The 22158-nt window shown below is 60.5% G+C and carries 15 protein-coding genes; all 15 read right to left on the bottom strand.

The window, feature by feature from the left end; genetic code table 11:
* Window positions 1-48: 48 nt before the first annotated feature.
* The 15 genes from NZU74_11380 to NZU74_11450 all read right to left on the bottom strand — a co-directional run bounded on the left by NZU74_11380 (window position 49) and on the right by NZU74_11450 (window position 21900).
* The gene (locus NZU74_11380) at window positions 49-1050 is read right to left on the bottom strand and encodes a GNAT family N-acetyltransferase (protein MCS6881926.1); all 1002 of its coding nucleotides are present in this window, start codon (window positions 1048-1050) and stop codon (window positions 49-51) included.
* Window positions 1051-1163: 113 nt separating this feature from the next.
* Complete coding sequence (rffA, locus tag NZU74_11385; protein MCS6881927.1) at window positions 1164-2336, bottom strand: dTDP-4-amino-4,6-dideoxygalactose transaminase; 1173 nt, start codon at window positions 2334-2336, stop codon at window positions 1164-1166.
* A gap of 114 nt (window positions 2337-2450) precedes the next feature.
* Window positions 2451-3926: a flippase gene (locus NZU74_11390; GenBank protein ID MCS6881928.1), complete on the bottom strand. Its 1476-nt coding sequence runs from the start codon at window positions 3924-3926 to the stop codon at window positions 2451-2453.
* A 230-nt stretch (window positions 3927-4156) separates the two neighbouring features.
* Entirely contained in the window at window positions 4157-5224 is a 1068-nt protein-coding gene (locus NZU74_11395; GenBank protein ID MCS6881929.1) for a glycosyltransferase family 4 protein, read from the bottom strand.
* Between the two features lie 367 nt (window positions 5225-5591).
* A complete protein-coding gene (locus NZU74_11400; GenBank protein ID MCS6881930.1) occupies window positions 5592-6722 on the bottom strand; it encodes a glycosyltransferase in 1131 nt (376 codons plus the stop codon).
* A 91-nt stretch (window positions 6723-6813) separates the two neighbouring features.
* Entirely contained in the window at window positions 6814-8226 is a 1413-nt protein-coding gene (locus tag NZU74_11405) for a glycosyltransferase (GenBank protein ID MCS6881931.1), read from the bottom strand.
* 12 nt (window positions 8227-8238) lie between these two features.
* A complete protein-coding gene (locus NZU74_11410; protein MCS6881932.1) occupies window positions 8239-9891 on the bottom strand; it encodes a glycosyltransferase family 2 protein in 1653 nt (550 codons plus the stop codon).
* Window positions 9888-11177 (bottom strand): polysaccharide ABC transporter ATP-binding protein, encoded by a 1290-nt coding sequence (locus tag NZU74_11415; protein MCS6881933.1) that lies wholly within the window; start codon window positions 11175-11177, stop codon window positions 9888-9890. The genes NZU74_11410 and NZU74_11415 overlap by 4 nt, the downstream gene beginning before the upstream one ends.
* Window positions 11178-11189: 12 nt before the next feature.
* Window positions 11190-11972: an ABC transporter permease gene (locus NZU74_11420; protein MCS6881934.1), complete on the bottom strand. Its 783-nt coding sequence runs from the start codon at window positions 11970-11972 to the stop codon at window positions 11190-11192.
* 195 nt (window positions 11973-12167) lie between these two features.
* Window positions 12168-13163 (bottom strand): glycosyltransferase, encoded by a 996-nt coding sequence (locus tag NZU74_11425; GenBank protein ID MCS6881935.1) that lies wholly within the window; start codon window positions 13161-13163, stop codon window positions 12168-12170.
* A gap of 476 nt (window positions 13164-13639) precedes the next feature.
* Window positions 13640-14383, bottom strand: a complete 744-nt coding sequence (locus NZU74_11430; protein ID MCS6881936.1) for a class I SAM-dependent methyltransferase — start codon at window positions 14381-14383, stop codon at window positions 13640-13642.
* Window positions 14384-14474: 91 nt separating this feature from the next.
* Window positions 14475-15641: a heparan-alpha-glucosaminide N-acetyltransferase domain-containing protein gene (locus tag NZU74_11435; GenBank protein ID MCS6881937.1), complete on the bottom strand. Its 1167-nt coding sequence runs from the start codon at window positions 15639-15641 to the stop codon at window positions 14475-14477.
* Window positions 15642-15851: 210 nt separating this feature from the next.
* Window positions 15852-18323, bottom strand: coding sequence for a hypothetical protein (locus NZU74_11440; protein ID MCS6881938.1), 2472 nt, complete (start codon window positions 18321-18323; stop codon window positions 15852-15854).
* 185 nt (window positions 18324-18508) lie between these two features.
* Window positions 18509-20515 carry a hypothetical protein gene (locus NZU74_11445; GenBank protein ID MCS6881939.1) on the bottom strand — a complete coding sequence of 669 codons (2007 nt, stop codon included), beginning with the start codon at window positions 20513-20515 and terminating at the stop codon, window positions 18509-18511.
* Window positions 20516-20631: 116 nt separating this feature from the next.
* Window positions 20632-21900, bottom strand: a complete 1269-nt coding sequence (locus NZU74_11450; protein ID MCS6881940.1) for an exo-alpha-sialidase — start codon at window positions 21898-21900, stop codon at window positions 20632-20634.
* Between the last annotated feature and the right edge of the window lie 258 nt (window positions 21901-22158).

Below are 22158 nucleotides of genomic sequence, written 5' to 3' on the forward strand. Positions count from 1 at the left end.
TCCTTCGCAGTTGATGTGTAACTCGCCATCTATAAAGTACAGCCGCTGCTATGCGGCAGTCTTCGATGCTATCCTGCGACCAAGGCCGCGCAGGCGCTTATAGAGACGGTACAGCCTGTTCGCGTTCCAGACGTAACTTCCGAAGAAGCGTTTCTGGGCGCCGAAGGTCTCTTTGTAAAATTCGACTCCCGACAAGCCGCCACTTGGCCCAAGGTCGAGATACTGCAACCCCTGGCGACACGCATCTCGCACCACTTCTGTCATCAGGAGCGGCGCTGGATGATGATCGAAGTAACGTTGAATGGTCGCTCCATGCCAGTACAGCGCCTGGCGTTGGTGATAAAATACAAGTTTCCCAGAGATAACCTGACCATTCTTCTTTGCGATCCAGAGCCTGATTGCATCAGAACGATGACGGAACAGGTGCTCAAACAAACTACGCGGGTAACGCACGAGTGTTGATGCTCCCCAGCGCTCCAGCGTATCCAGATAGGCTTGATAATACTGCTCGTATTCCTCCCACGTTTCGGCTACGGAGACAACCACGCCAAGTTTGACGGCCTTGCGAGCATACCGACGTTTCTCGGCTGAGAAACGATCGTGGACGCTATGAAATCCATCCTCCAGGTACAGGAAATGTGTATACTGTAGCGAGGGCGTAAACGCTGCATCTACGTGAAAATCCTTCTCCGAACCGAGGAACGGGTTGCCCATTATTTGCACATAGGCGGTATGGCGACTCGTCAGGTGATGAGAAATGGCCTTCATCTCGAATGGCGTCAGGGGTCTTTCCGCTACCGGTCCGCCATAGGCGCCAGGATACATCGACTCGAACCATCCGAAGAAACCATTTCGCTCCATCGTGCCGATGATCGGCACTAGCGCCACCGTGTTGTCGTCCAGACAAAACGCTTTAGTGGCGATATGCATCTCAGGAAAAGTGGAGACAAGAATATCAGCCCACGTCGGCGTGTGGAAAAACGTGGCATATGGCGATCGAGCGACAACCTGGCTCCAGAGTTCACGTGATGGGTGATCGATGATCTTCATAGAGGATAGCCTCGCTCTCGCTAAGTCCATAGGCCAAGTGAAAAGTTGTTAGCGGATCGCCTCCGAAACGCCTATGGGCCACCGCGACCGGACGCGTGCAATTCTGACAATCCTCAGCATCCCCCACAACATCTTTCCCGCTGACGGGTTGCGAAAATGTCGTAGATTGTCTCAATAATGTATTCCTGGTCTTCCGCGCTGAGATCAGGATAGATTGGAAGCCGAATCAGAGATGCCGCAACACGTTCAGTAATCGGTAGATCTTCAGGCTGATACCCCCACCTGGCACGAGCGTATGGTGCAGAATGCAACGGCACAAAGTGGAATGTGGCGCCTATGCCACGATGTTTGAGTTCATCAAGCACTGCGTCTCGGCGTTCCACATCAGTTACACGAAATGCGAATATATGCCAGTTGGGCTCGGCTGCGGGTTGCACATAGGGAAGAATGATGTCTCCTCGCTGCTCTAGTTCGCATAATCCTTCCCGGTAACGTTGCCAGATGGCTCGCCGCTGTTGATGAATTTTCTCCATCTTGTTAATCTGGGCAATAATGATTGCGGCAAGAAGGTCAGAGGGTATGAAACTCGAGCCTATCTCAACCCAGGTGTACTTGTCCACTTCTCCGCGAAGATATTTGGAGCGATTGGTTCCCTTCTCACGAATGATTTCTGCTTTCTCGGCGATGTGATCGTCGTTGGTGATAAAGGCCCCGCCTTCTCCAGCGACGATATTCTTGGTGACGTGAAAACTGAAGCATCCGATATCACCAATAGTTCCCAGGAATCTCCCGCCATAACGCGCCCCGATCCCCTGGGCGGCGTCTTCGATAACGTAGAGTTGATGACGGCGAGCTATATTGAGGATCGCATCCATGTCGCAACTTTGCCCGGCATAGTGAACCGGCACGATGGCCCGCGTGGATGGAGTGATATGCCGTTCAATCTGTTCTGGATCGAGATTGAACGTCCGTTCATCAATATCGACGAATACGGGCCGAGCGCCCTGTCGCACGACCGAACTTGCCGTGGTGACAAACGTAAAACTTGGCATAATTACCTCGTCACCAGGTCCAAGCTGGAGCACCATCGCCGCCATTTCTAGCGCATGACTGCACGAAGTGGTCAGCAATACGTGCCGCGCACCAAGAACAGTCCGTAACCGTTCCTGCGCCTGCGCACTGATTGGTCCATTTCCACCGAGCGCTCCGCTATCTAGAGCGCGTAACACGGCTGTGCGCTCCTCTTCACCGATTGAGGCCTGATTAAAGGGGATGTACTTGCGCATTTTTCTAGAAGCCTCTCTAGTGCTTTCGGTTAAATGATGCTAGAGTAGCGATGAAATATCGCTTTTGACGCCCACAGGTAGCAGAATAATGAACGCTAACAGAAATTCTTTGTCTCATGTTGTGCCTACATTGTTTTTCTGGAAACGCGCCGCGAGCATCTCACGCACAAAGCGAGTTTCTTCCTGACCAATCACCCCCATTGCCAGCAGCAATCCACCATAGAGCGCCCCGCCAATGCCAATGGTCAATGGCGCTGGCAAATAGCGGCATAAATATGCGACGATGGCCATTGAAAGTAGCGCGGCAAAGAAGCGTGTGATCAGGAGGATGCTCCATTGCATGTTTCTCAGCAGTTCGCGCAGCATCCAGAGATACTGGCTAACCAGCACCATCTCTGTGACCAGAGTGATAATTGCTGCTGCTAGAACACCGTAGTGAGGTATCAGGATGAGATTGGCGATGACGCTGACGCTGCTACTGACAACAATCGCCCTTGCTGCTGATGCCTCGCGTCCAGCAATCGTAATCACATAGCCGAGAAATTCTGAGATAAACATCAGCGGCACGGTCCAGATCAAAATTGCCAGGAGTTGCGCCGAGGGCTTGTACTCCGCACCAAAGAGAAAGTCTACCAGCGGCTCAGCAAGGATGAAACCGCCGACGGCAAGTGGCAGTGCCACCAGCAACAGGTAGCGCAGCAAACGCTCATAGATCCGCGGCAAACGGGCCGGGTTATTTACCGCCTCGCGCGATAGTGAGGGGTAAAGCGCCGTGTTGAGCACGTTTGACAGAGTCACCAGGGCGAACACTAGATTGTAGGCCGCGTTATAGTGACCGGTGGGCACGTCGCCGCTGTAGATGTTGAGCAACACGGTATCGAAACGATACGAAATCCCCAGAGTCAGGCCCACGATCCCAAAGGGGAAGGCGGCTCGCAGCAGCGGAACCCAGGTCTGCAGACCCAGCCGGCCCGGACGAATACCAAGATTCCAGACCGCGCGCATCACCAGCGCCGTCATCACGGCAACACCGGCCATCGTGGCCATAATCAAGCCGTAGTAGCCCAGGCCCAGCCAGAGAGCCAGGCCACCCAGACAGACGAAGATCAACTGGTTAACCACCTGCATCCCGGCGGTCAGATCGAGGCGCTCGTGACCGGCCAGCACGGCCTCGGTGCTTCCGTGGAAGGCGTAGATCAGCACGGTGAGCGCGTTCAGGGCAAGGGCGCCGATCATCATTGCAGGGCGCCCGGTGAGGATGGCCGCGCTAACCACCAGCACGCCGGCAACCAGCGCCAGGATGAGCCGCAGGGCCAGCACATTGGCGTAGAGATCGCTGATGCGCTCCTGACCGTCGGGTTGATCGCGCAGGCGGGCCACCTCGCGCACCGTGTAGGGCGCCAGCCCCAGATCGGCGATGAACAGGAAGACCGTGCCGAAGCCGATCACCGCCGCGTACTGGCCGAAGTCGCTGGCCCCGAGCTGGCGGATGATCAGCACCGAGAAGGCAAATGAGAGTAGTTTAATCGTGATCTGAGCAAAGAGACCGGCAATTGAATTGCGTAAGACGGTGTTGGCAAGCTGGTGCATAGCTTAACGATTTCTTGTCAGGCCCGGTGCGGCTGCGCCGCACAATGACGGGGTGAGCAGGGTGCACAAAGGGTCTCTTGGGAGATCGCAGCCTTCCCAACCTCTCCCGTGCAAGGCCTGTATTCATGCCGGAAGTATGGGTTGTTCCTGCTCTCCAAAACCAATGACCGGCAGGGTCATGCTGGCTCAGGCCCGGTCCGTTGCCGCGCTTATGACCCATCCCGATAGGCTCAGATGTTTACTCCTTGCTCTGCAACCTGCCAGGCGATTGACTCGACACGTTGGAGCCAGGCATCGAGCGAAAAGCGCTCCTGCATCCACTGCCGGGCCTGGCGACCCATCCGCGCCACCCGCTGCGGTTCGTTCCAGAGTGTGTCAATAGCTGCGGCCATCCTCTGGTCATCGCCTGGATCGACCAGTAACCCCGTTTCTCCTTCGACGACGTATTCGCTCAGGCCGGGCATGCGAGTCGCAACGACCGGTTTGCCCATCGCCTGTGCTATCTGCACCGATGTGCACCCGGCGCTCCACTGCGTTGTTGCGCGGATCGGCACAATAATGAAGCGGCTGGCAGCATAGTATTCGCGCAGATGACTCGGATGTACGAAGGGTTCCAGACTAACGTTCGGCGGTAATTCCTCCCGCTCGTGCCCGCCGCGCCGGGAGACCCACGTGCTCCCCACGCGTAACTGACAAGGAATATGCGGCAACCGGCGCATGGCGCGGATGAGCGTCGGGTAGTCGCGGTAAGAGAGGCCAAGACTCTGGATCAACCCTTCATCGCCACTAGAAGGCGCTCTCGGCCGGTAGAAGTTTGTGTCTACCGGGGTGTGCAGCGCGACGACACGTTCTGGCGCCAGGTCCAGCGCCGCGCGCATGCCTTCGGCCTCAGCCCTGCTGATTGCCGCGATCAGATCCCAGCGCCGCTGCAGTCTGAGGGCTTTTATGAGCCGCAACTTCTTTGGCGACATCCCGTGATGGAAAATGACGATATGGCGCACCCGCCGGTTGAGCAGCAATGCCAGTGGTATGCCGACACGCTCCGAGAGGCTGATAACACAATCATAGCCCTTCCGACGAACCAGGCGGGTAGCGGCGGCCGCAAGACGCAGGTCGCTGCGCAGGAGATCTTCAAACTTCTGGGCAAGAGGAAGGTTGCGCAGACGATTGTAGTCGATGTATTCCGAATTGAAGCGTTCCGCCAGTTCCAGGTAGTCAACACGCTGGTGCTGACCGGTGCCCACCTCCGCTGCCAGACCGGCGGGAGTGGCATTGGTAGCAATTGTCAGAACCCGCATACTGGTGCTCACTTTCGGCACATTGGCCGGCGCTGCCGCCACAGGCGACCGTCAGGGGCGCAAGTGAACGGCCTGACACCACGAATCTGATGCGTTCGGTCAGGAGAGGCGCAGGAATGGGGGGCCTCTCCGCGGGAAACAAACAGATTGTTACAAGCGGGGTGCCGGTCTGCCAGTGGCTGACCACCGTATCGATGCGGTTCGTACATGCGTTCGGTGCGAGCGATCAGCGGGAGCGGGCCATACGTTCTTTAGTCCAGCGCAGTTAGCATCGCAAGCCTGGTATATGCTTGACAATGGTAGTGTACGGAGCCGGGCTAACATGTTGATAACAGTCTGGTTTCCGAAAAATGACAGTTCGTTACTTCTACGGTAGCAGGGAACGTAGTGCGATGCTGAGGAACCCGCGGTTCCAAACAATCTGTGGTTCGCCTCGCAGTGCTGCCACGAGGTGCCGGCGCGCGTGGCGGCGTTGCCGGCGCTGGTGATAAAGAAAGACCATCCCCACATGGTAACGCCCGTACACCCGATCGCGGAGGCGACGCAGGTGCAAAACCTCCTCCGGAAGGTGAGCGAACACGCGGTCGAGCAAAGCTCTGGCGTCGTCGGTCCGGGGATCGAGAGCTGCGCCGACGATACAATCCAGAATTCGCTGCTGCGCCAGTGTCGGGCAGCGTCGCCACGCCTGCCGCAGATGCTCCTGAGCTTTGTCGATCTGGCAGATGCGGAAGTAGCGCATGGCAGTTTCGTAGTGCAGAATGGCATAGGCCTCGTCTTCAAGCGCTTTGATAGCTGATGGCAGGGTCGTGTCGGCAAAAAACCGGGCGAGGTGCATCTGCCAGCTCGCGATCTGGCGAGGATCAACGCGGCCGGTGATGCTGGTTGCGTGATAGCGATACATGAACAACGGCTCATCAATGTAGCCGAAGGCGTAGCCGGCGCGGGCAAGGCGGATCCAGAGGTCGGCATCTTCGGCGCCGTAAGCGTTCTCGTCGAAGGCGCCGACGGTATCGAGGCAGGTGCGCCGGATTAGCGCCGCGCCGGGGAAGAAAAAGAACTCGCGGCGCACAAGCGCCGCGAGCACGTCACCCTGGCGGCTTGGACGCACCTCGCCAAGCACGCGGGCGCCGTCATCGCTGATTTGCGTCCAGGCCGAATAGACCAGCCCGTACTGCGGATGCTGTTCCAGGAAAGCTACTTTGGCGGCCACGCTTGTAGGAACCAGCAGGTCGTCACTGTCGAGGAAAAGCAGGTACGCGCCCGCGGCGGCGCGCAGACCCGTATTGCGCGCCGCTGCCGGTCCCCGGTTGGTCTGGTGCAGAATGGTGATCCGCGACCGGTATGGCGCCAGCACCGCCTGTGTCGCGTCGGTAGATCCGTCGTCCACCACGATCACCTCGACCGCGGGATAGGTCTGGGCAAGCGCGCTCTCTACTGTCGAGGCGATATACCGCGCGCTATTGTAACTGGGAATAATCACCGAGACGAGAGATGACATAGTGGTAAGACAGGCGCAACGAAAGCATACCTGAGGCTGCCCTTGACCAAATAAACCTGTGGAGGGCGCCTCGCCGCTCGCGCCGGACGCCTCAGCGCCTGACCGCCAGCCGGTGTTCCAGGAAGGCGGGCAGTGATTTCACCATAATCGCCACGACGCCGCGGTTCAGGATCCCGGAGGGGTCGTAGCGCAGGGCCGTGGCGAGGTGGGGAATGACGCGATGCCGGCGTCCGGCGTGGTAGTCGTCAAACGCTGCGGCGAAACGCGCGGCGCTGACCAGCCTGGTACGAAGCCGGAACAGCGGTCGGGCTTCGTCCGGGAGATGTCGGAGAACCGTTTCGATAAACTGGTCGGGATCGAGCTGGGGTTGCCTGGGCGCGACGCGACGCATCTGCGCCATGAACTCCTCAGGTTGTTCGAGAATGGCCGGGTGCAACCTCAGGGCTTCGCGCAGATGATGCCGGGCATCGCGAAAGCGCTCCTGGGCGTAGAGACGAAGGGCGACCACTACGCGCGTCTGCGCGCGCATCTGTGGCGCGTAGCGCTCAAGATGGCGTAACGAGGGCGGCAGGTGCGCGAGCATATTATCAATGAACCCCAGCGGGTCGGCGATGTTTGCCCCGAAAGCGCCTTCCACCAGCAGGTTGACCAGAAACCTTTCGTCGCTGGCGAGCTGGGGAATAAAGCTGAGCGCCCGTTCCAGACACCGCTGCGCGGCGTCCCACTGCTTGCTATCATAGTAGCGCCAGCTCAACCAGAGGCAGGTGGTGCCATAGGCGTCGTTCCGGCGCGCCTGCGCCGAGGCTGGCATAGCCGGATCGGCGAACAGGTCGTCGAGCATGGCCATGGCGTCGCGCTCAACCCGGGCCACATTTGACATATTACTGCCCGGCGTCATCCGGTAGGCGCCCAGTGGTTCCTGGACACAGGCAAACCTGTAGCCAGCGAGACTGATCCGCAGCCACAGGTCCCAGTCTTCGACGATCAGGGGGCGGTAGCCGCCGACGCGCTCGATACATTTCCGTCGCATCAGCGGCGCCCCTGACCAGATCGGGTTCAGGACGATCAACTCTTCCAGGGTGCCGTCAGGCAGAAAAGTGACTCTCTCCAACTTCTGGCCATGGCGGTCTATCATGTAGTAGCCGCAATGCACCAATCCGATCTCCGGTCGCTGCTCAAGCACTCGCACCTGACGCTCAATCTTGGCTGGCAGCATGAGATCGTCATCATCCAGAACGTTGATATAAGCGCCCCGCGCTACCCTGAGACCGGCATTGCGCGCCGCCGCGCCGCCCTGGTTGGTCTGCCGGATGTAGGTGATCCGGTTGCCGAAGGTCTCAGCGACGGCGGGAGTGTCATCGCTGGAACCGTCATCAACGACGATAATCTCAATTGCCGGGTACGTCTGCGCCAGTACGCTCTCGATGGCGAGGCGCAGCAAGCCGGAGCGGTTGAAGGTGGGAATAACGACCGAGACAAGGGGAGTGTTTGATGTCTGAGGCATAGGCGTTGTCCCTTATCGTAATTCTGGCAGGAGCGACCGCGCGATGATGGCGATGACCCCGCGGTTGGCAATGCTCGACGGAAGGTAACGTATCGCTCTGAAGGCGTTGGCGAGCGTTTCGGCGCGTTGTCCGAGGGCATAGCTATCGAAGGCGCGTTTCAGGCTGAGGATGCCCAGAATCCGCGCCTGACAGGCGCTCAAACCGGCCAGGGATGGCGGCAGGTTGGCCAGGACCCATCGTGCATAGCCTTCGGGGTCGGGCAGGCGAAGGGCCTGTTGAACCAGGGCATGGGCGAACGCCTCAGGATTGGCGGCGAGGGTTGGTTCGCGAGCCAGCGTATGCATAAAGTAAGCTCTGGCAGCAGGAAAAACGCCAGCGACATAATCTCCGCGCGCCTGCTCCAGATACGCCCAGCCGCCCAGCCGTTCCAACAACGGCACATGCAGAGAGTGCAGCGCATTGGCTTCAGGAGGCAGATTCTGCATCACCCGGTTGATATACGCCTCTGCTGCATCATCTGACAGATGCACAGCATGATATATAACCTGATCCATGAAACGATCAGGCTGCGTAATCAAATCGGGGTCCAGTTTTATGGCCTGCGCCAGATGTTCACTGGCGGCAATACAGTTGCCAAAGCGATACAGGCGCAGGGCAAGGACCTGGTGGACATACGCCCGGACCTGCCTGTGGTACGCCTGCACCCCTTCGACCTGCGGGGGAAGATGGGCGAATACGTCATCGAGATACTTGAGCGGATCGGCGCTCCGTCCATTCACGGCGTGATAAGCGATCTGCCGGGCAAGCGCGGCTGGGTGCGCTATCGGCGATTCTGCGGAAGCCAGCGCCAGCGTCAGGTGGCGTTGCGCTGCTTCCCAGGCGCAGGCGGCGTAGGAGCGGAAAGCGAACCAGGTGTGCCATGTCGCATAGGCGCGCTCCTTAACGGGGTGCAACGCGGCTGGAGTACGAGGGTCGTCGTATACTCTGTCCAGGATGCCGAAGATGCGCCGGGCCACGACCTGGATATTTGACGAGAGGGCGCTGGCATGGATCCGGTACGCGCCGAGCGGCGCGCGAATGCAGAAGAACCGGTGCCCTGCCAGGGCTATGTGCAACCAGAGATCCCAGTCGTAGATTCCCCGCTCCCAGGCGGCGCCGCAGACACCCAGTGCCTCAAGCGACGCCCGGCGCACCAGGGGCGCTCCGGACCAGATGAAGCACCGGCAGATCAGTTCGGTAAGCACATCGGTCTCTGGAATGTCGGTCATGAGGTCTAGTTTCCGGCCGTGTTCATCAATGGCATAGTACCACCCATGACACAGGCCCACCTCAGGGTGTTCGGCGAGCACCTGAGCCTGCCGTTCGATCTTGGTCGGCAACATCAGGTCATCGCTGTCGAGAAAGGTGATGTACTCGCCCGATGCCTGTTGCACCCCGCGCCGGCGGGCGCGCCCCACACCCTGCCGGTCTTGCTTTACATAGATAACCTTCGGGCCATAGCGAGCCACGACCTCAGCGGTCGCATCGGTAGAGCCATCATCCACGACAATCACCTCGAGGTTGCGATACGTCTGCGCCAGGCAACTCTCGATCGTTTGTGGAAGCAGGTCGGCGCGATTGAAGGTGGGAATAATGACCGACACAAGGGGCGTCACGCTGGTCATTGCTCTTCTCCGAGCGCATGGGGACCTGCCGATAGTGAATGGCTTGCGTGGCTCGAGTGTGACCATCGAACGTGGGGCTGGAACACGCCGGCAACTTCGGCGCCGTGAAGGTAGCCCTTCACGTAAAAGATGCCGCTTGTATCGGTGGCGTACACCAGCGCCCGCCGGTGGTCTTCAAGACGAACTTCGATCATGTACATATCCGGCGCGAGTTGCAGCGGATCGATCCACAGGACCACGCTGCCTTCGCCGTATATCCCCTGGCGCATTTCGTCTGCGGGGCTTTTGAGAAAGCAGCAGACCACCCCATCGGCGCGCCGGATCTGCACGACGAAAGCCGGTGTCTCCAACGGTTGGGGAGCGACATAGCTGATGCGCAACATCAACGCCTCATCAGGACCAAAAGCCTGTTCTGGCTGTTCCCAGGCATTCAGCAGTTCGCTTTTGACAACAAAGCCGATGCTCTGGGCATCGTCCTCCGTGCCGCTGCCCGTGGCGCTGTCGGCGAGCTGGTTCCGCAGCCGCGAGAGCGCTGCTTCCCGGTCCTGTTGCCGGTACATCTGGATCACTTCGACCGGATGGCCATCGGCCTGGATCTGGCCTCCGCGCAGCAACAGCGCCCGGGTGCAGAACGTGCTGACGCTCCACAGGTTATGGGAGACGAAGACGATGGTAGCCCCATCGCGGTGCAGTTGATGCATCTTGGTCAGGCAGCGTTGTTGGAAGGCTGCGTCGCCCACGGACAACACCTCATCAACGAGGATCAGATCCGCGTGCACATGGGCTGCCACGGCAAAGGCCAGGCGCAAATACATTCCGGAGGAGTAGCGTTTCACCGGTGTATCAATGAACTGTTCCAGACCGGCAAACTCGACGATGTTCGCAAACTGGGCGTCAATCTCGCGCCTTTTTAGCCCCATAATGATGCCATTCAGGTAGATGTTTTCACGACCGGTGAGATCGGGGTGGAAGCCTGCGCCCAGTTCGATCAGCGCGGCCATCCGTCCACGTGTCGTGATCTGGCCTCTGGTGGGGAAGGTAACGCGCGAGAGGAGCTTCAGGATGGTGCTCTTGCCGGCGCCGTTGTGGCCGATGATCCCCACAATCTCGCCCTGTTCAACCTGAAAACTCACCTCATTGAGCGCCCAGAACAGGTGCTGGTCGTGCGCGAGGCCGTGTCTGCGCATCAAGCGTTGCGCCTGACGGGCCAGCGCCTCGCGCAGAGTGGTTTGTCCCATCCCAAGACGGTAGGCCTTTGAAACCCGGTTGAACTCGATCAGGCGCATAGATTGCCAGGGCTAGATCAGATCCGCAAACAGACACTCTACTCGCTTAAAATACCAGTACGAAATCAGGACGACTACGGTGGTGATCGCGATGGTGATGCTCAGGTAGAACCAGTCGGGAGGTTGATTAAAGAAGATGATCCGGCGGTAACTCTCAATCAGGGTTGCCATAGGGTTCAAGAAGTAGAAGAACTGTAAACGTTCCGGTACAAGGCTCGTTGGATAGATAACGGGCGAGAGATACATCCAGATCTGTAATGCCAGCGGAATAATGAACCGTACATCACGGTAAAATACATTGATCGCCGCGGCGGCCAGACTTATGCCCACGGTAAAGAGCACCTGAATGGTGAGCAACAGTGGCAGGAAGATAATCGTCCAGCCGACTGCAATCTTGTATACGATCATCAGCGGGGCAAAGATCACCGCGGCGATCGCGAAGTCTACCATTGAGACGAGATTCGCAGCTATGGGCAGAATTTCGCGCGGAAAATAGATTTTACTCACCAGATTGATGTTGTTTATCAGGCTTGGCATCGCCATAGTCAGAGAATTGGCGAAAAAGGTCCAGACCAGCAGGGCGCTATAGGCGAACGCCGGGTAGGGCACGCCGTCGGTTGGGACATGGATAAACAGGGCGAAGATCAGACTGAAGACGATCATCAGCGACAGAGGTTGCAGAATGGCCCATGCCGCGCCAAGCAGCGACTGGCTGTAGCGCACCTTGAAATCGCGGAGCGTCCAGATGTAAAGCAGTTCGCGGGCGCTGGCGAGTTCTCGCAAATGGTTCAGCATAGCCTTCGTCGAGCATCTCCTACCGCGACCGGGAAGGTTGTGCTGCCGCCTGTTTCCAGGCAAGCGGAAGCGGAGGGAAGCCAGATCGCCTTGGGTTCCTTCAAGACAACCGCTTATCCTTTCACGGATACCGCGGGGGCCTCTCGCCCCGCGTCCAGCGCTGAGGAGAAGACCTGTTGCGATGCCGAGCTTGTCTTATTCGCGGATTGTTCCATAAAGCTCACGGATCAACGCACCGCGATCCATCGCCAGGATAGGCTCGGCGGTGCGCATCAGGCGCGTGGCCCTGAGGGCGCGCAGTTTGCCCAGGATATTGCTCCATTCGATCACCAGCCAGAGACGTGGAACCTCAGCTTCATACGGGCTGATGGCTCCGCGCATCAGACGCCACTGGCGCACTAGCATCGAGAGCATGTAGCGCGGGAGCGCCGCCATCTGGCCCATAATACGCTGGCATTGAAACCGTAGATCGCGAGGGTACCCGGTGTACTTGCGATACAGCGTGTCGAGGAGGATCTCGCCGAACCCGTAGTGCTGATAGAGGCGCGCCAGCCCCTGCTCGGTCGTCCGGTGATGGTGATAGATGATGGCCTGCTCGGCGTATACCAGACGCGCCCCTGTTTGGAGCTGGATCCGCCAGGAGACATCAACGTCTTCAGCGGTGATCAGTCGCTCGTTATACCCGCCGATCTGCAATAAGAGTTCCCGGCGATACGAGGCATTGGCTCCGTATAGATGCGGCAAGAACTCGTGCTCCCCGCTAATGAAATTGACCAGCGGAGCATATTCGTCCAGGAACATCTCGACAATGGTACGCTCGCTGTGGACGTAAGCGCCAATATAACCTCCAACTCCACCCACCGCCGGGTCGGCGTATGGCTTGACCAGTTCCTGGAGCCAGGCCGGATGGGCCACACAATCAGCGTCGGTCGTGGCGATAATCTCGGCGTCGCTTCTCTCCAGGCCATAGTTGCGGGCTGCCGCCAGGCCACGCACCGGGTTCTGGTAGAGCCGCACCGGATAGCGCCGGACAACATCTATGGTATTGTCATGCGAGCCATTTTCTACTACGATAACGTCATATAAATGCCGCGGATAATTCTGCTCTAAGAGGCTCTCTAAACACTTCCCTATCATCTCGGCGCCGTTATACACGCCGATAATGACACTGATGCTTGGAAGTGATCTCATAGAAATGCTTTGCTTTCTGGGGGGGAATATCGAGTCTGTCTGAGACTCACAGGGAGCGCGACTGTGCGCGGTTCCTCGAACCGTGTACGTGCCCGTGGCCTGTCGTGGTTGCCGCCACTGCCGTGATCAGTACGTCCAGGCGTGGCGATGATAGGTGGCAGGGGTAAGTTTAGTAATGACCGGCTGGCGGAGCGCTGCTCACGCGACTATCCGGTCAGGCGACTGCGCGTCATGTACATACGCCCACTAATATACTACACTTGCTCAGAACCTGTCCAATACCAGAACGATGGAGGGGAGGTTCGCGCAGCCGGGCGGATAGCCCGCTAAACGCAGCGTCCATCTTCCGCTGCGTCAGAACCAGATCCTGCACTTTGCCTGGGGTGGCAAACAGAGCCGGTCGGATAAGTTGATATTTCCCGGAGGAGGGTAAGGCGGGGAGGAACGTGGGGAGGGCTCGCCAGCATCTGGCAGTTTTATCTTCCCGTCACATAATAGGTCCAGAATTGATGTGAGCTCTTTGGCGAGCCGTTGGGGGTAATGTCAAGGATTCGTGCGCCAAGGGTATTGAGCTTCGCAGTGACCCGGGCTTGAGGGATGGCGTGAACCTGCTGAGGATACAGTCTCAGTCGCCGGTAGAGCGTTGTATCCGCGATCCCCAGACTGCTGAGTATTGCATACAACCTGCGGCGGATCTGAATGCGATAGATAAGTTTGAGTTCATGCAACACCGTAAAGACGAGCAGGCCATTCTCGGCAAGGCGACGCACAAACTCCTCGATATACTGTAGCACGATCTCTTGATCAGCTATGTGATGGAGAACCCCCCAGCAGTGGATGAAGTCAAATTTATGGTGTAGAGGTAACGATAATTTAGGGGTTGTATTCACAAAGAAAAACGAATTTGTATCTGATCTATACAAATTGCACGCCTTGATAATCAGGCTGTGGGAAATGTCTAATCCGACATAGTATGAGAAATGCCGGCGAAAGCCACGAGCCATCCGTCCGACTCCGCAGCCGAAATCGAGCACCCATTCATGGCCGTAAGGCACGTTGTATCGTTTCACGTGGTCAAGAAGCTGCTCAACCTGATGATCCCCCGTCTTGAGGAACTCCTCAAGATCCCAGGCGTTGAACTTGTTCGTCCCGGTCATCGCCCAGAAGGGGTCCAGGTTTCCGAGGGCATCCCACTGCCGCTTGATCTGCTGCAAAGACATTCGCTGTCCTCCGTATTGTTCAGCGCTATCCTATCACACGCGGACAACCAGACACCAATTCGGTGCGCAGGCCGCTCTGGCAGCTTCATGCCTACAGATACCCCAGCACGCGCGGATAGCGCTTCCTGATCCCCCGATACGAGGCGCCCAGCGGCAGCAGCACGGCGAGGCCGATCAACCAGGCGGCGTAGCCCCAGATGATCCGCGGGCCGGGCAGGCTGGCAAGCTCCAGCATCTGCGAAACCAGGTTGTAGATTACAATATGCGTCACATAAAAGAATAACGAAACCTGACCGACGAGAACCAGCCAGCGCAGGGGTCCTTCGTTGGTCAGGTGCGGCCAGGCATAGAACCCCGCCAGCATGAGCGCGGCTATCCCCAGGTTAAAGGCGAAGAAGGTCAGGCTGGGCGGGGCCTTGCTCATCACCAGGAAGTGGGCCGCGCTGCTACCCACCACGCCAAACGCTCCCAGATCGCCGATCCCGCCTGTCAGGCGCAGCGCCAGCCAGAATGCCAGCAGGCTGATCCCTGCTGCCACCCAGGTGCGCGGTCGCAGCAGCGCCGGATGGCCCTGCAATGTCCCGACGGCGTACCCCAGCCACAGTAGCGGTCCCCAGCCCAGCACTGCAAAGCCCAGCGCCGGGCGGGTATCGTAGCTATAGGTTAGCCAGAAAGCCTGCCAGAACGGCTGCGGCTCGCCTGCGGCCAGCCCGCCAGCGAGCGCCCCGATGGCGATCTGGTGCATCCCCAGTACGGTCAGGCTGATCCCGGCCAGGACAAGTGGAGGCAGGAAGCGCAGCAGGCTCAGCAGGACCATCGTTGTGGCAATCGCCGTAAGCACGTGCACGTAGGGAGTAGCTCCGCGCCAGAACAGGTTGCAGATGGTCAGATCCAGCGCCAGGATCAGGCCAGCGCGGATCAAGATATAACGGGTGGTGGCGTGTTCTGGACGGCCCTTGCGCCGCTGCGCGGCGGCGTAGAGGGCCAGGCTGTAGCCCCCCAGGAGGAAGAAGATCGGCGAGGCCAGATTGGTGAGCAGACCGCTCATCCAGTATGGCGCGCTCTGGAGGGTCACCGGCTGGCCGCCGTAGGACTCGGCCTGCAGCCCTGCGCCCACGAAGAAGCTGGCGTGGTCGAGGGCCATCAGCAGCAGGGCCGCGCCCCGCAGCGCGTCAAGAGCGACGATGCGCGCGGTCGAAGCCGCCCGCTCGCCCGGGATGGCTATGCTCCTGTTGGCTGTAGTAATGCCTGCTGCCATGACCTTGCTCCTTAACGATTGCCGGTCGCGGATTTTCGCTGGCCGGTCTGACGCGGCGCAGGGGTGTGGGGAAACCAGGTTTCCCCACCCTCAACTGGCTGCCCGCGGTAAGTTTAGCAACGTCGCTTACCATCGTAGCCAGAGATGAAGGTTCCTGGAGGGCCAGGGTATCCCGGACGCTCCCGAAGGAGGTATCCGGGATAGGCGCTCCTAATCCGTCGCAATCCGGCTATCGAGTGGCAGGGCCTCCTGCACCGGGGTAGGGGCCTGAGCCAGATGCGCCTGCCAGAGGGCCGCGCACAGGCCGCTGGCGACCAGATAGCATGCGGCGCTGCATGCCAGAGCGACGGTAAAGTTGCTGACCATGCTCACCAGGATGACCACAACCGAGCCTACGACCGAGAAAACGCCGTTCATACCCCAGGCCCAGGGCACCATTTGCGGCGCCCGTTCACCCAGTTGCCGCAGTCCGGTTGGGAAGGGCATACCCATAACGGTTGCCAGTGGCGCGATTAAGAGCACGCTCGCCAGGATGCGCGCTCCATCGGAGAGTCGCAGCAAGGCGCCGAAGATCGGTGGCAGCGCGAGAATGTACAGCAGGATCAGGCTGCCGATCAGCGCGAGGGTTGCCTGGAGGTGCTGTACGCTGTGCAGGATGCGCCGTCCGAGCAGGCTGCCCAGGGCCGAGAAGGCCAGCATGCTCGCAATCGTGGTGGTAACTGCGTGAATGGGATAACCGATGAAGAGCGTAAAGCGCTGGATCAGCACGATCTGCACAAAGATGTAGCCCGCGCCCAGCAGACTGAAGTAGGCCAGGATCGGCATGGCGCCCGCGGCGCGCAACCCGTTGCGCCGGTAGCGCGCCAGTGGCGCGACGATGAACAGGATTGCGGTCGCGACGGACAGGGTGAACAGGGTAAGCAGAATGAGATTGCCGATAGGGAAGCGGTTCAACCGGCCCTGGTAGGCGTCGTTAAAGTGCAGATTGCTCCACTTAAAGTAGTTGTAGAAGAACGGATTATCGTCGGTGACCGGGAAGATGTTGAAGATATAGGCTCGCTCAAAGGCCCGGGGGTTGTCGGCGTAGAGGTACTGGGTGAACGTATTGTCGAGGCGCACCAGCGGATCCTGGAGCATAGTGAAGTTGTTTGCCGCCGCCCAGGCGCGCAGCCGCTCCATCTGCGCCGCGGTGAACGGCGCGCGCGAAACCAGGAGTGTGGCATTCTGGCCGCTCTCGTTGGCCACGATAGCGATGTGGTCGCCGGGTCGCTCGACGCCCATCCGGCGCAATGCCTCGGCGGCGAGCCCGGCGAGGCGCAGCATCTCGCGGGGGGGCGCGTTAACATCGCGCGTCCACGAGAAGACGCCGCGCGGGGTCAGGGCGTTGAGCGACTGTTCGAGCGCCTCGACGGTATAGATGTACGACTCCGCCAGTACGTAGGCTCCTCCGGAGAGGGCGGCCAGGTTGTCGAGGCCGATGCCCTGGATGATGTCGTACTTTTCCTGGGTGCGGCTAAGGAAGCTGCGTCCCTCGGCGACGATCAGCCTGGTGCCGGGGTGCTCGGCCAGGCGCCCGGTATAATCGGCATATGGCCCGGTGAGGAGCTCGACAATGCTCGGGTTGAGTTCGATTGCCGTGATCGAATCGGCGCTGTAGAGCCGGGCAAGCAGAATATCGAGACCGCCTCCGACGCCGATCTTCAGCGCCTTCGGCTTGTCGATGCCCAGATGGTACACCGCGCTGATCACCGCATGGTCAAGGAAGCGAAAGCGCTGGAGATCCTGCTCGCTGCCATCGAACTGATACATGCCGGTCATCGAGGTGCCGTCAATGGTCACCAGGCGCAGCGGCAGTTCGGGGCGTCCGTCGAGCGGGTAAGCCGAACTGACTGCGCCCACGATCATCGGCTCAGTGACTACGATTTCCGGCATCACGTCAACCCGGCCCACCGGGTTCCAGCGAGTATATTCCGGTTGAACGCCCTGGGCGCGGATGGCCCAGCCGAGTTCCTTCGACTCGGGTGCCGGTAGCACGAGCGGACGCACCGGCAGGATTGCCACCAGGGCCAGCGGACCAAGGAGCGTAGCTGGAACGACCCAGCGCAGGTGGCGCGGAAGCTCCAGCCCGAACAGTACAGCCGCAAGAGCGCCCAGGAGGCCGATCAGCGCAATTGCCGCGGGTCCCCCGAGTAGTTGGATGATCGCCAGGATGCAGATCGTGGCCATGCCCGCGCCGAGCATATCAGCAAAGTACAACTTGTGGGAGCAGGTGGGCCATTGGCTGAAGGCCGCGGCGATGGTCAAACCGCCGGTGAAAAAGGTGGTGAAAAGGCAGACGAAGTAAATCGCCAGGCCCGCTATGGTCCAGGGAAGCTGGGCCGCGCGCAGAGGATCAATGGCGACGAAGCGGATCGCCACCAGATTGATCAGGCTGGCCAGAGCGAAGCTCAACGCCAGCAGTCCCAGGCGCCGTTTGAGAGTGGTCCTGTCCCACTGATGCACAGCCAGGAACGTGCCCGCCGCGCCTCCGCCCAGGAGGGCCACGCCGATCACCAGGTAGGTAAAGTGGTGCCAGATCATGAGCGAGAAGATGCGTGTGAAGGTGATCTGGAGCGCCAGCACCCCGCCCGAGACGAGCGCAAGGGCGAGGTACTTCCCCCCAGCGATGAGCGTTCTGCGCATGAAAACGTCCTTTCAGCGATGCGTTCAAAATGATTGCAAGATAGCTACGCTGTGTGTCCGGCAAGTTCCATGGGTGGTCGAGACAGAGGGTTTCCGCGAGGGCTCTACTCTCTCCGACCTGCCTGTTCAAGCAGTTGCGCGATGCTCCAAATCTCCTCCGTTCACATCAGGCGGGAACCTGCACTTCACAGGACGCCATAGTCGGCTTCGATCTGCGAGCGGCCTGCGGGAACCGTCACCAGAGCGTAGCGCCGTCCCGCCAGGCGCCGTTCCATCTGGCGTGAAACGCTGCCATGAACGCGCACTTCGCGCAGGCTTGCTCCGCCGTGGCGCAGTGGCAGCAGCACCGCGGCCGTGCCGCCGGGATTGGCCGGAAAGCCCAGTTCAAAGGCAAGCCGTCGAGTAGTTGCATCCCAGATTATGCGCTCCGCGTAGGCGGCGGCCCTGGCCTCGCTGAAGGCCAGCCAGCGTTCCGCCGAAAGGATCGGCATTCCCTGGGCAATGGCATAGTCCAGGCTCTCGTTGAGCCAGTATCCGACGTTGGCTGCCTTCTCGCCGCCGAACAAAAACGGGTCAACGTGGCATTGCAGGCCCAGGGCGGCCGGATAGCGGCGCACGCTCTCGGCGATCTGAGCGATAGTGACCGTGGCCGCGGTCGCGCCATCGAATCCGGCCTCGTGCCCCGTGTCAAAGACGCTCATCAGGTGCTCGTCAACCAGGTGCGTGGGTTGCTGATAAACGCTCAACAGCGTCCCGCGCTCATTGACGAAGCGCATAGGCAGGCCCGTGCCGCTGAGGTAACCGGCGGCCCACGTGCCGTCGGCCCGGCGCACGACCCCGCCAGCGTGGTAGTGGTCGAGGTTCATGCGCACGCCGTAGCGCGCCTGCACGAGGGCATTATCCACCCAGCCATACCAGAGAATACGGTGGGTGCGCACGGTCGGCGGCAGCGGGCCATAGCCGTACTTGATGAATTCGCTCCAGTACAGGTTGTAACCGGTTTCGAGACCGTCTTCCACATAGGGGTGCATCCCGAACTCGTGGCCGCGCTCGCGCCACTTTGCCAGGGTCGCCGGCGAGGGGATCGGATCATCGTCTTTGAATAGCCTGCTCAGGACGGGGATCTCCTCAACGCTCCAGCGGGCTCTGCGGGCCAGCCGTCGGACGGTGCTGGTGCGGGGTGGCGTGTAGTAGACTGACACCGTGCCTCCGCGTCGCTCGACGGGGCCGAGCAGTTGTTCAATGTGGCTGACGCGGCTGCCGTGGGCATCGCCGGTAGCGACGATCAGCGCCGGCGCGCCGCCGGGGAAGTACCAGAGCCGGGGCAGCGGCGGTCCAGCCGCTGCGAGCTCTTCGATCACGCGGGCGAGCAGGCGCTGGTGCTCATCGGCCTGCGGGATGCCGATGCGATCGAGGTCAATCCAATCCACGAAGAGGTCGGTGGCGCGGAGCCCTTCCAGGTCGTCGCGTTCCTGGCCCGCGGCAGCCGGGTTGCCCTGCCGGATGAGGGCCACGCAGCGCGCCAGGTCGAAGGCCCACAGGGCGGTCATACCTTCGCCGAAGCGGCTCAGGGTCACAAGCGGATCGCCGTTGCCGCTGCGGGCGACGATGCGCGCGCCGTCGAGGGCCAGCCGGTCGTAGGGGCCATGGAGTTGCAGAATGGTTTCCTCGAGACCATCGAGTTCCGCCAGGCCGGTGACAATATAGAGATAATCGCCGGGCGCGGCAGCCCCCAGCGGGCGTACCCCGAACAGGCTGGCGAGCTTCGCATCGGGACGGATGCCGACAAGCGCGCCGCCGCGCCCGACATAGGCGCGCAGCAAAGCGACCTGGTCATTACGGACCGGCCCCGGCGCGAGAACCACGACGGAGAAGCCTGCCAGTTCCGCCGCACCGACTTGCTCCAGGGGCGCGCTGCGCAGGGTTGTCAGGCCTTCGGTGCGCAGGATCTCGATCAGGTATGGGCTGAAATCGGGATCGGCGGCCGGATTGGTAAGCACCAGCAGCGGCGCATCAGGGACGGGAACAGCCGAGGGCGGGGGATCAGCGAGGCCGCTGGCCCCGGCAAGGGGAGGCGCGAGACGGCGCTCTTCCAGGCCATACGTGAGCGCGGCGCCGCCAAGCGCGGCGCCCGCGGCAACACCGAGCAACTGGCGACGAGTCAGGCGGCGGGTGGCAAGCGGCTGGGTCATGCGACATACCTGCGAGAAGCGATCAAATATCTCGCAGGATAGGGTACCAGAGGCGTCTAATCAAGGCATAAAACTTCTCGCCCTCTTGACTAACACGATTGTTATGCGCCTGAGGGTTATCGGTTGCGGCTGAACCACCATGCAGCCACGCCAACAATCAGGAGCACCGGCGCCAGGGCGATGAACAGGATCTCGAGACTCTCGCCTTCCCAGCGAGGCGGCCCCTCGATGACCGGCCGGTCCCGGCTTTCGTCTGGCAGCGGGGTTGGCGTCGGCACGGCTGTGGGGATGGGGGTGGCGGTAGGAAGCATCTGGGGGATGGGCGTAAAGGTCGGCTGGGGCGCCACTTCCGGGGCGGCCACTAGCGCGCTGGTGTACCAGATCGTCTGGCGTGTTCCCTGAACACCATCGGTTTCTGTGGTCATCCAGACGGCATGGAGCCGGTTGCCGCGTTCTACTGCCAGGCGCGGATACCGGGGCGCTGCGCCCGGTCCGGTCAGGGCTTCCGGCGCCGACCAGTTCAGGCCATCCCAGGTCAGGTGCCACAGCCGCTGCTCGTTGTCGCCGGTGATGGTTCCCAGTCCGACCATCAGCACGTGTATGCGTCCCGCGCCATCAGCAGCCAGACTGAAGCGTTGTTCAGAGGCAGTAGCGAGGCCAGGGCTAATCACTTCAGGCACGAGGCCGGGTGGCGACCAGGTGCGCCCGCCGTCGTTCGAGCTCTGGAAGAACACACTGCCGGAGATAGCGCTGGCATAGAGCGCAAGTAATTGCCCGCCGCGTCCCACTGCAAGGGTGGCTTGAGCGAGCTGGTCGTCGGGAGGACCTAGCGGGACCGGCGCCTCCCAGCTCTGGCCTCCGTCGGGGGAACGACGGTAGATCGGAAAGGCGGCTTCGCCGGGTTGTCCTGAGCCTTGATGTTCCCATAGCAGGTGGATCTGCCCCAGTTCATCGGCGCCGACCTGCGGGGTGCGATTGAAGCCATCGAGGAGCGAGAGATTCTCAGCACGCGACCAGGTGAGGCCCCCGTCGGTTGAGCGGCGATAGCGCACGTCCTGGCAGGTGGGGCAGCGCCGGGCGGCCTGCTCGGAACGGCGCGAGGATGCGGCAAACACGACATGAAGCGTTCCGTCGGGGCTGCTGGCAATTGAAGCGGCGCTGCCTTCACCGAGAGTAGCCGGAGGGAGAAGCAGGGCCATGCGTACGACATCGTCCCATGGCGTATGAAGGTACTGCAATCTGCTCTCAGTATTGGTGACAATGTGCAGCCTGGCATCGGGCGCGCTGATGAGGTTGCCGCGTATGGCAAAGCGCGGATTATTTATTGCCGCATCGCTGGCCAGAGGGGAAAAGGTGTCACCGGAGGAACGACGTTCGCGTAGCATTATTGGCTCGGTAGCGGACCACACACCGTCAACCCGTGCACGGTACATCAGGGCGTCAACTGATCTGGCCTGTTCGTAAATCCGTGTAAGGACGCTATACCAGATCACGTGGAGCCGGCCGTCGCCATCCACGGACAGGTCAGGAGCGAAGGCTACGCCGCTCGTGGCGGGGTCAGAGAGGCGTGCGGGCGCTTCCCAGGCCTCCGCGGGCCGGGCCCGTGCTGGTGACAGCGGAACGAGCGCTGCGAGACAGAGCAG

This window comes from Chloroflexaceae bacterium (assembly GCA_025057155.1).
GTDB lineage: Bacteria > Chloroflexota > Chloroflexia > Chloroflexales > Chloroflexaceae > JACAEO01.

Bases quoted from the DNA above. Each gene is read 5' to 3' on its own strand.
- NZU74_11380 (MCS6881926.1), bottom strand. From the start codon at position 1,050: ATGAAGATCATCGATCACCCATCACGTGAACTCTGGAGCCAGGTTGTC.
- rffA (MCS6881927.1), bottom strand. From the start codon at position 2,336: ATGCGCAAGTACATCCCCTTTAATCAGGCCTCAATCGGTGAAGAGGAG.
- NZU74_11390 (MCS6881928.1), bottom strand. From the start codon at position 3,926: ATGCACCAGCTTGCCAACACCGTCTTACGCAATTCAATTGCCGGTCTC.
- NZU74_11395 (MCS6881929.1), bottom strand. From the start codon at position 5,224: ATGCGGGTTCTGACAATTGCTACCAATGCCACTCCCGCCGGTCTGGCA.
- NZU74_11400 (MCS6881930.1), bottom strand. From the start codon at position 6,722: ATGTCATCTCTCGTCTCGGTGATTATTCCCAGTTACAATAGCGCGCGG.
- NZU74_11405 (MCS6881931.1), bottom strand. From the start codon at position 8,226: ATGCCTCAGACATCAAACACTCCCCTTGTCTCGGTCGTTATTCCCACC.
- NZU74_11410 (MCS6881932.1), bottom strand. From the start codon at position 9,891: ATGACCAGCGTGACGCCCCTTGTGTCGGTCATTATTCCCACCTTCAAT.
- NZU74_11415 (MCS6881933.1), bottom strand. From the start codon at position 11,177: ATGCGCCTGATCGAGTTCAACCGGGTTTCAAAGGCCTACCGTCTTGGG.
- NZU74_11420 (MCS6881934.1), bottom strand. From the start codon at position 11,972: ATGCTGAACCATTTGCGAGAACTCGCCAGCGCCCGCGAACTGCTTTAC.
- NZU74_11425 (MCS6881935.1), bottom strand. From the start codon at position 13,163: ATGAGATCACTTCCAAGCATCAGTGTCATTATCGGCGTGTATAACGGC.
- NZU74_11430 (MCS6881936.1), bottom strand. From the start codon at position 14,383: ATGTCTTTGCAGCAGATCAAGCGGCAGTGGGATGCCCTCGGAAACCTG.
- NZU74_11435 (MCS6881937.1), bottom strand. From the start codon at position 15,641: ATGGCAGCAGGCATTACTACAGCCAACAGGAGCATAGCCATCCCGGGC.
- NZU74_11440 (MCS6881938.1), bottom strand. From the start codon at position 18,323: ATGCGCAGAACGCTCATCGCTGGGGGGAAGTACCTCGCCCTTGCGCTC.
- NZU74_11445 (MCS6881939.1), bottom strand. From the start codon at position 20,515: ATGACCCAGCCGCTTGCCACCCGCCGCCTGACTCGTCGCCAGTTGCTC.
- NZU74_11450 (MCS6881940.1), bottom strand. From the start codon at position 21,900: ATGCTACGCGAACGTCGTTCCTCCGGTGACACCTTTTCCCCTCTGGCC.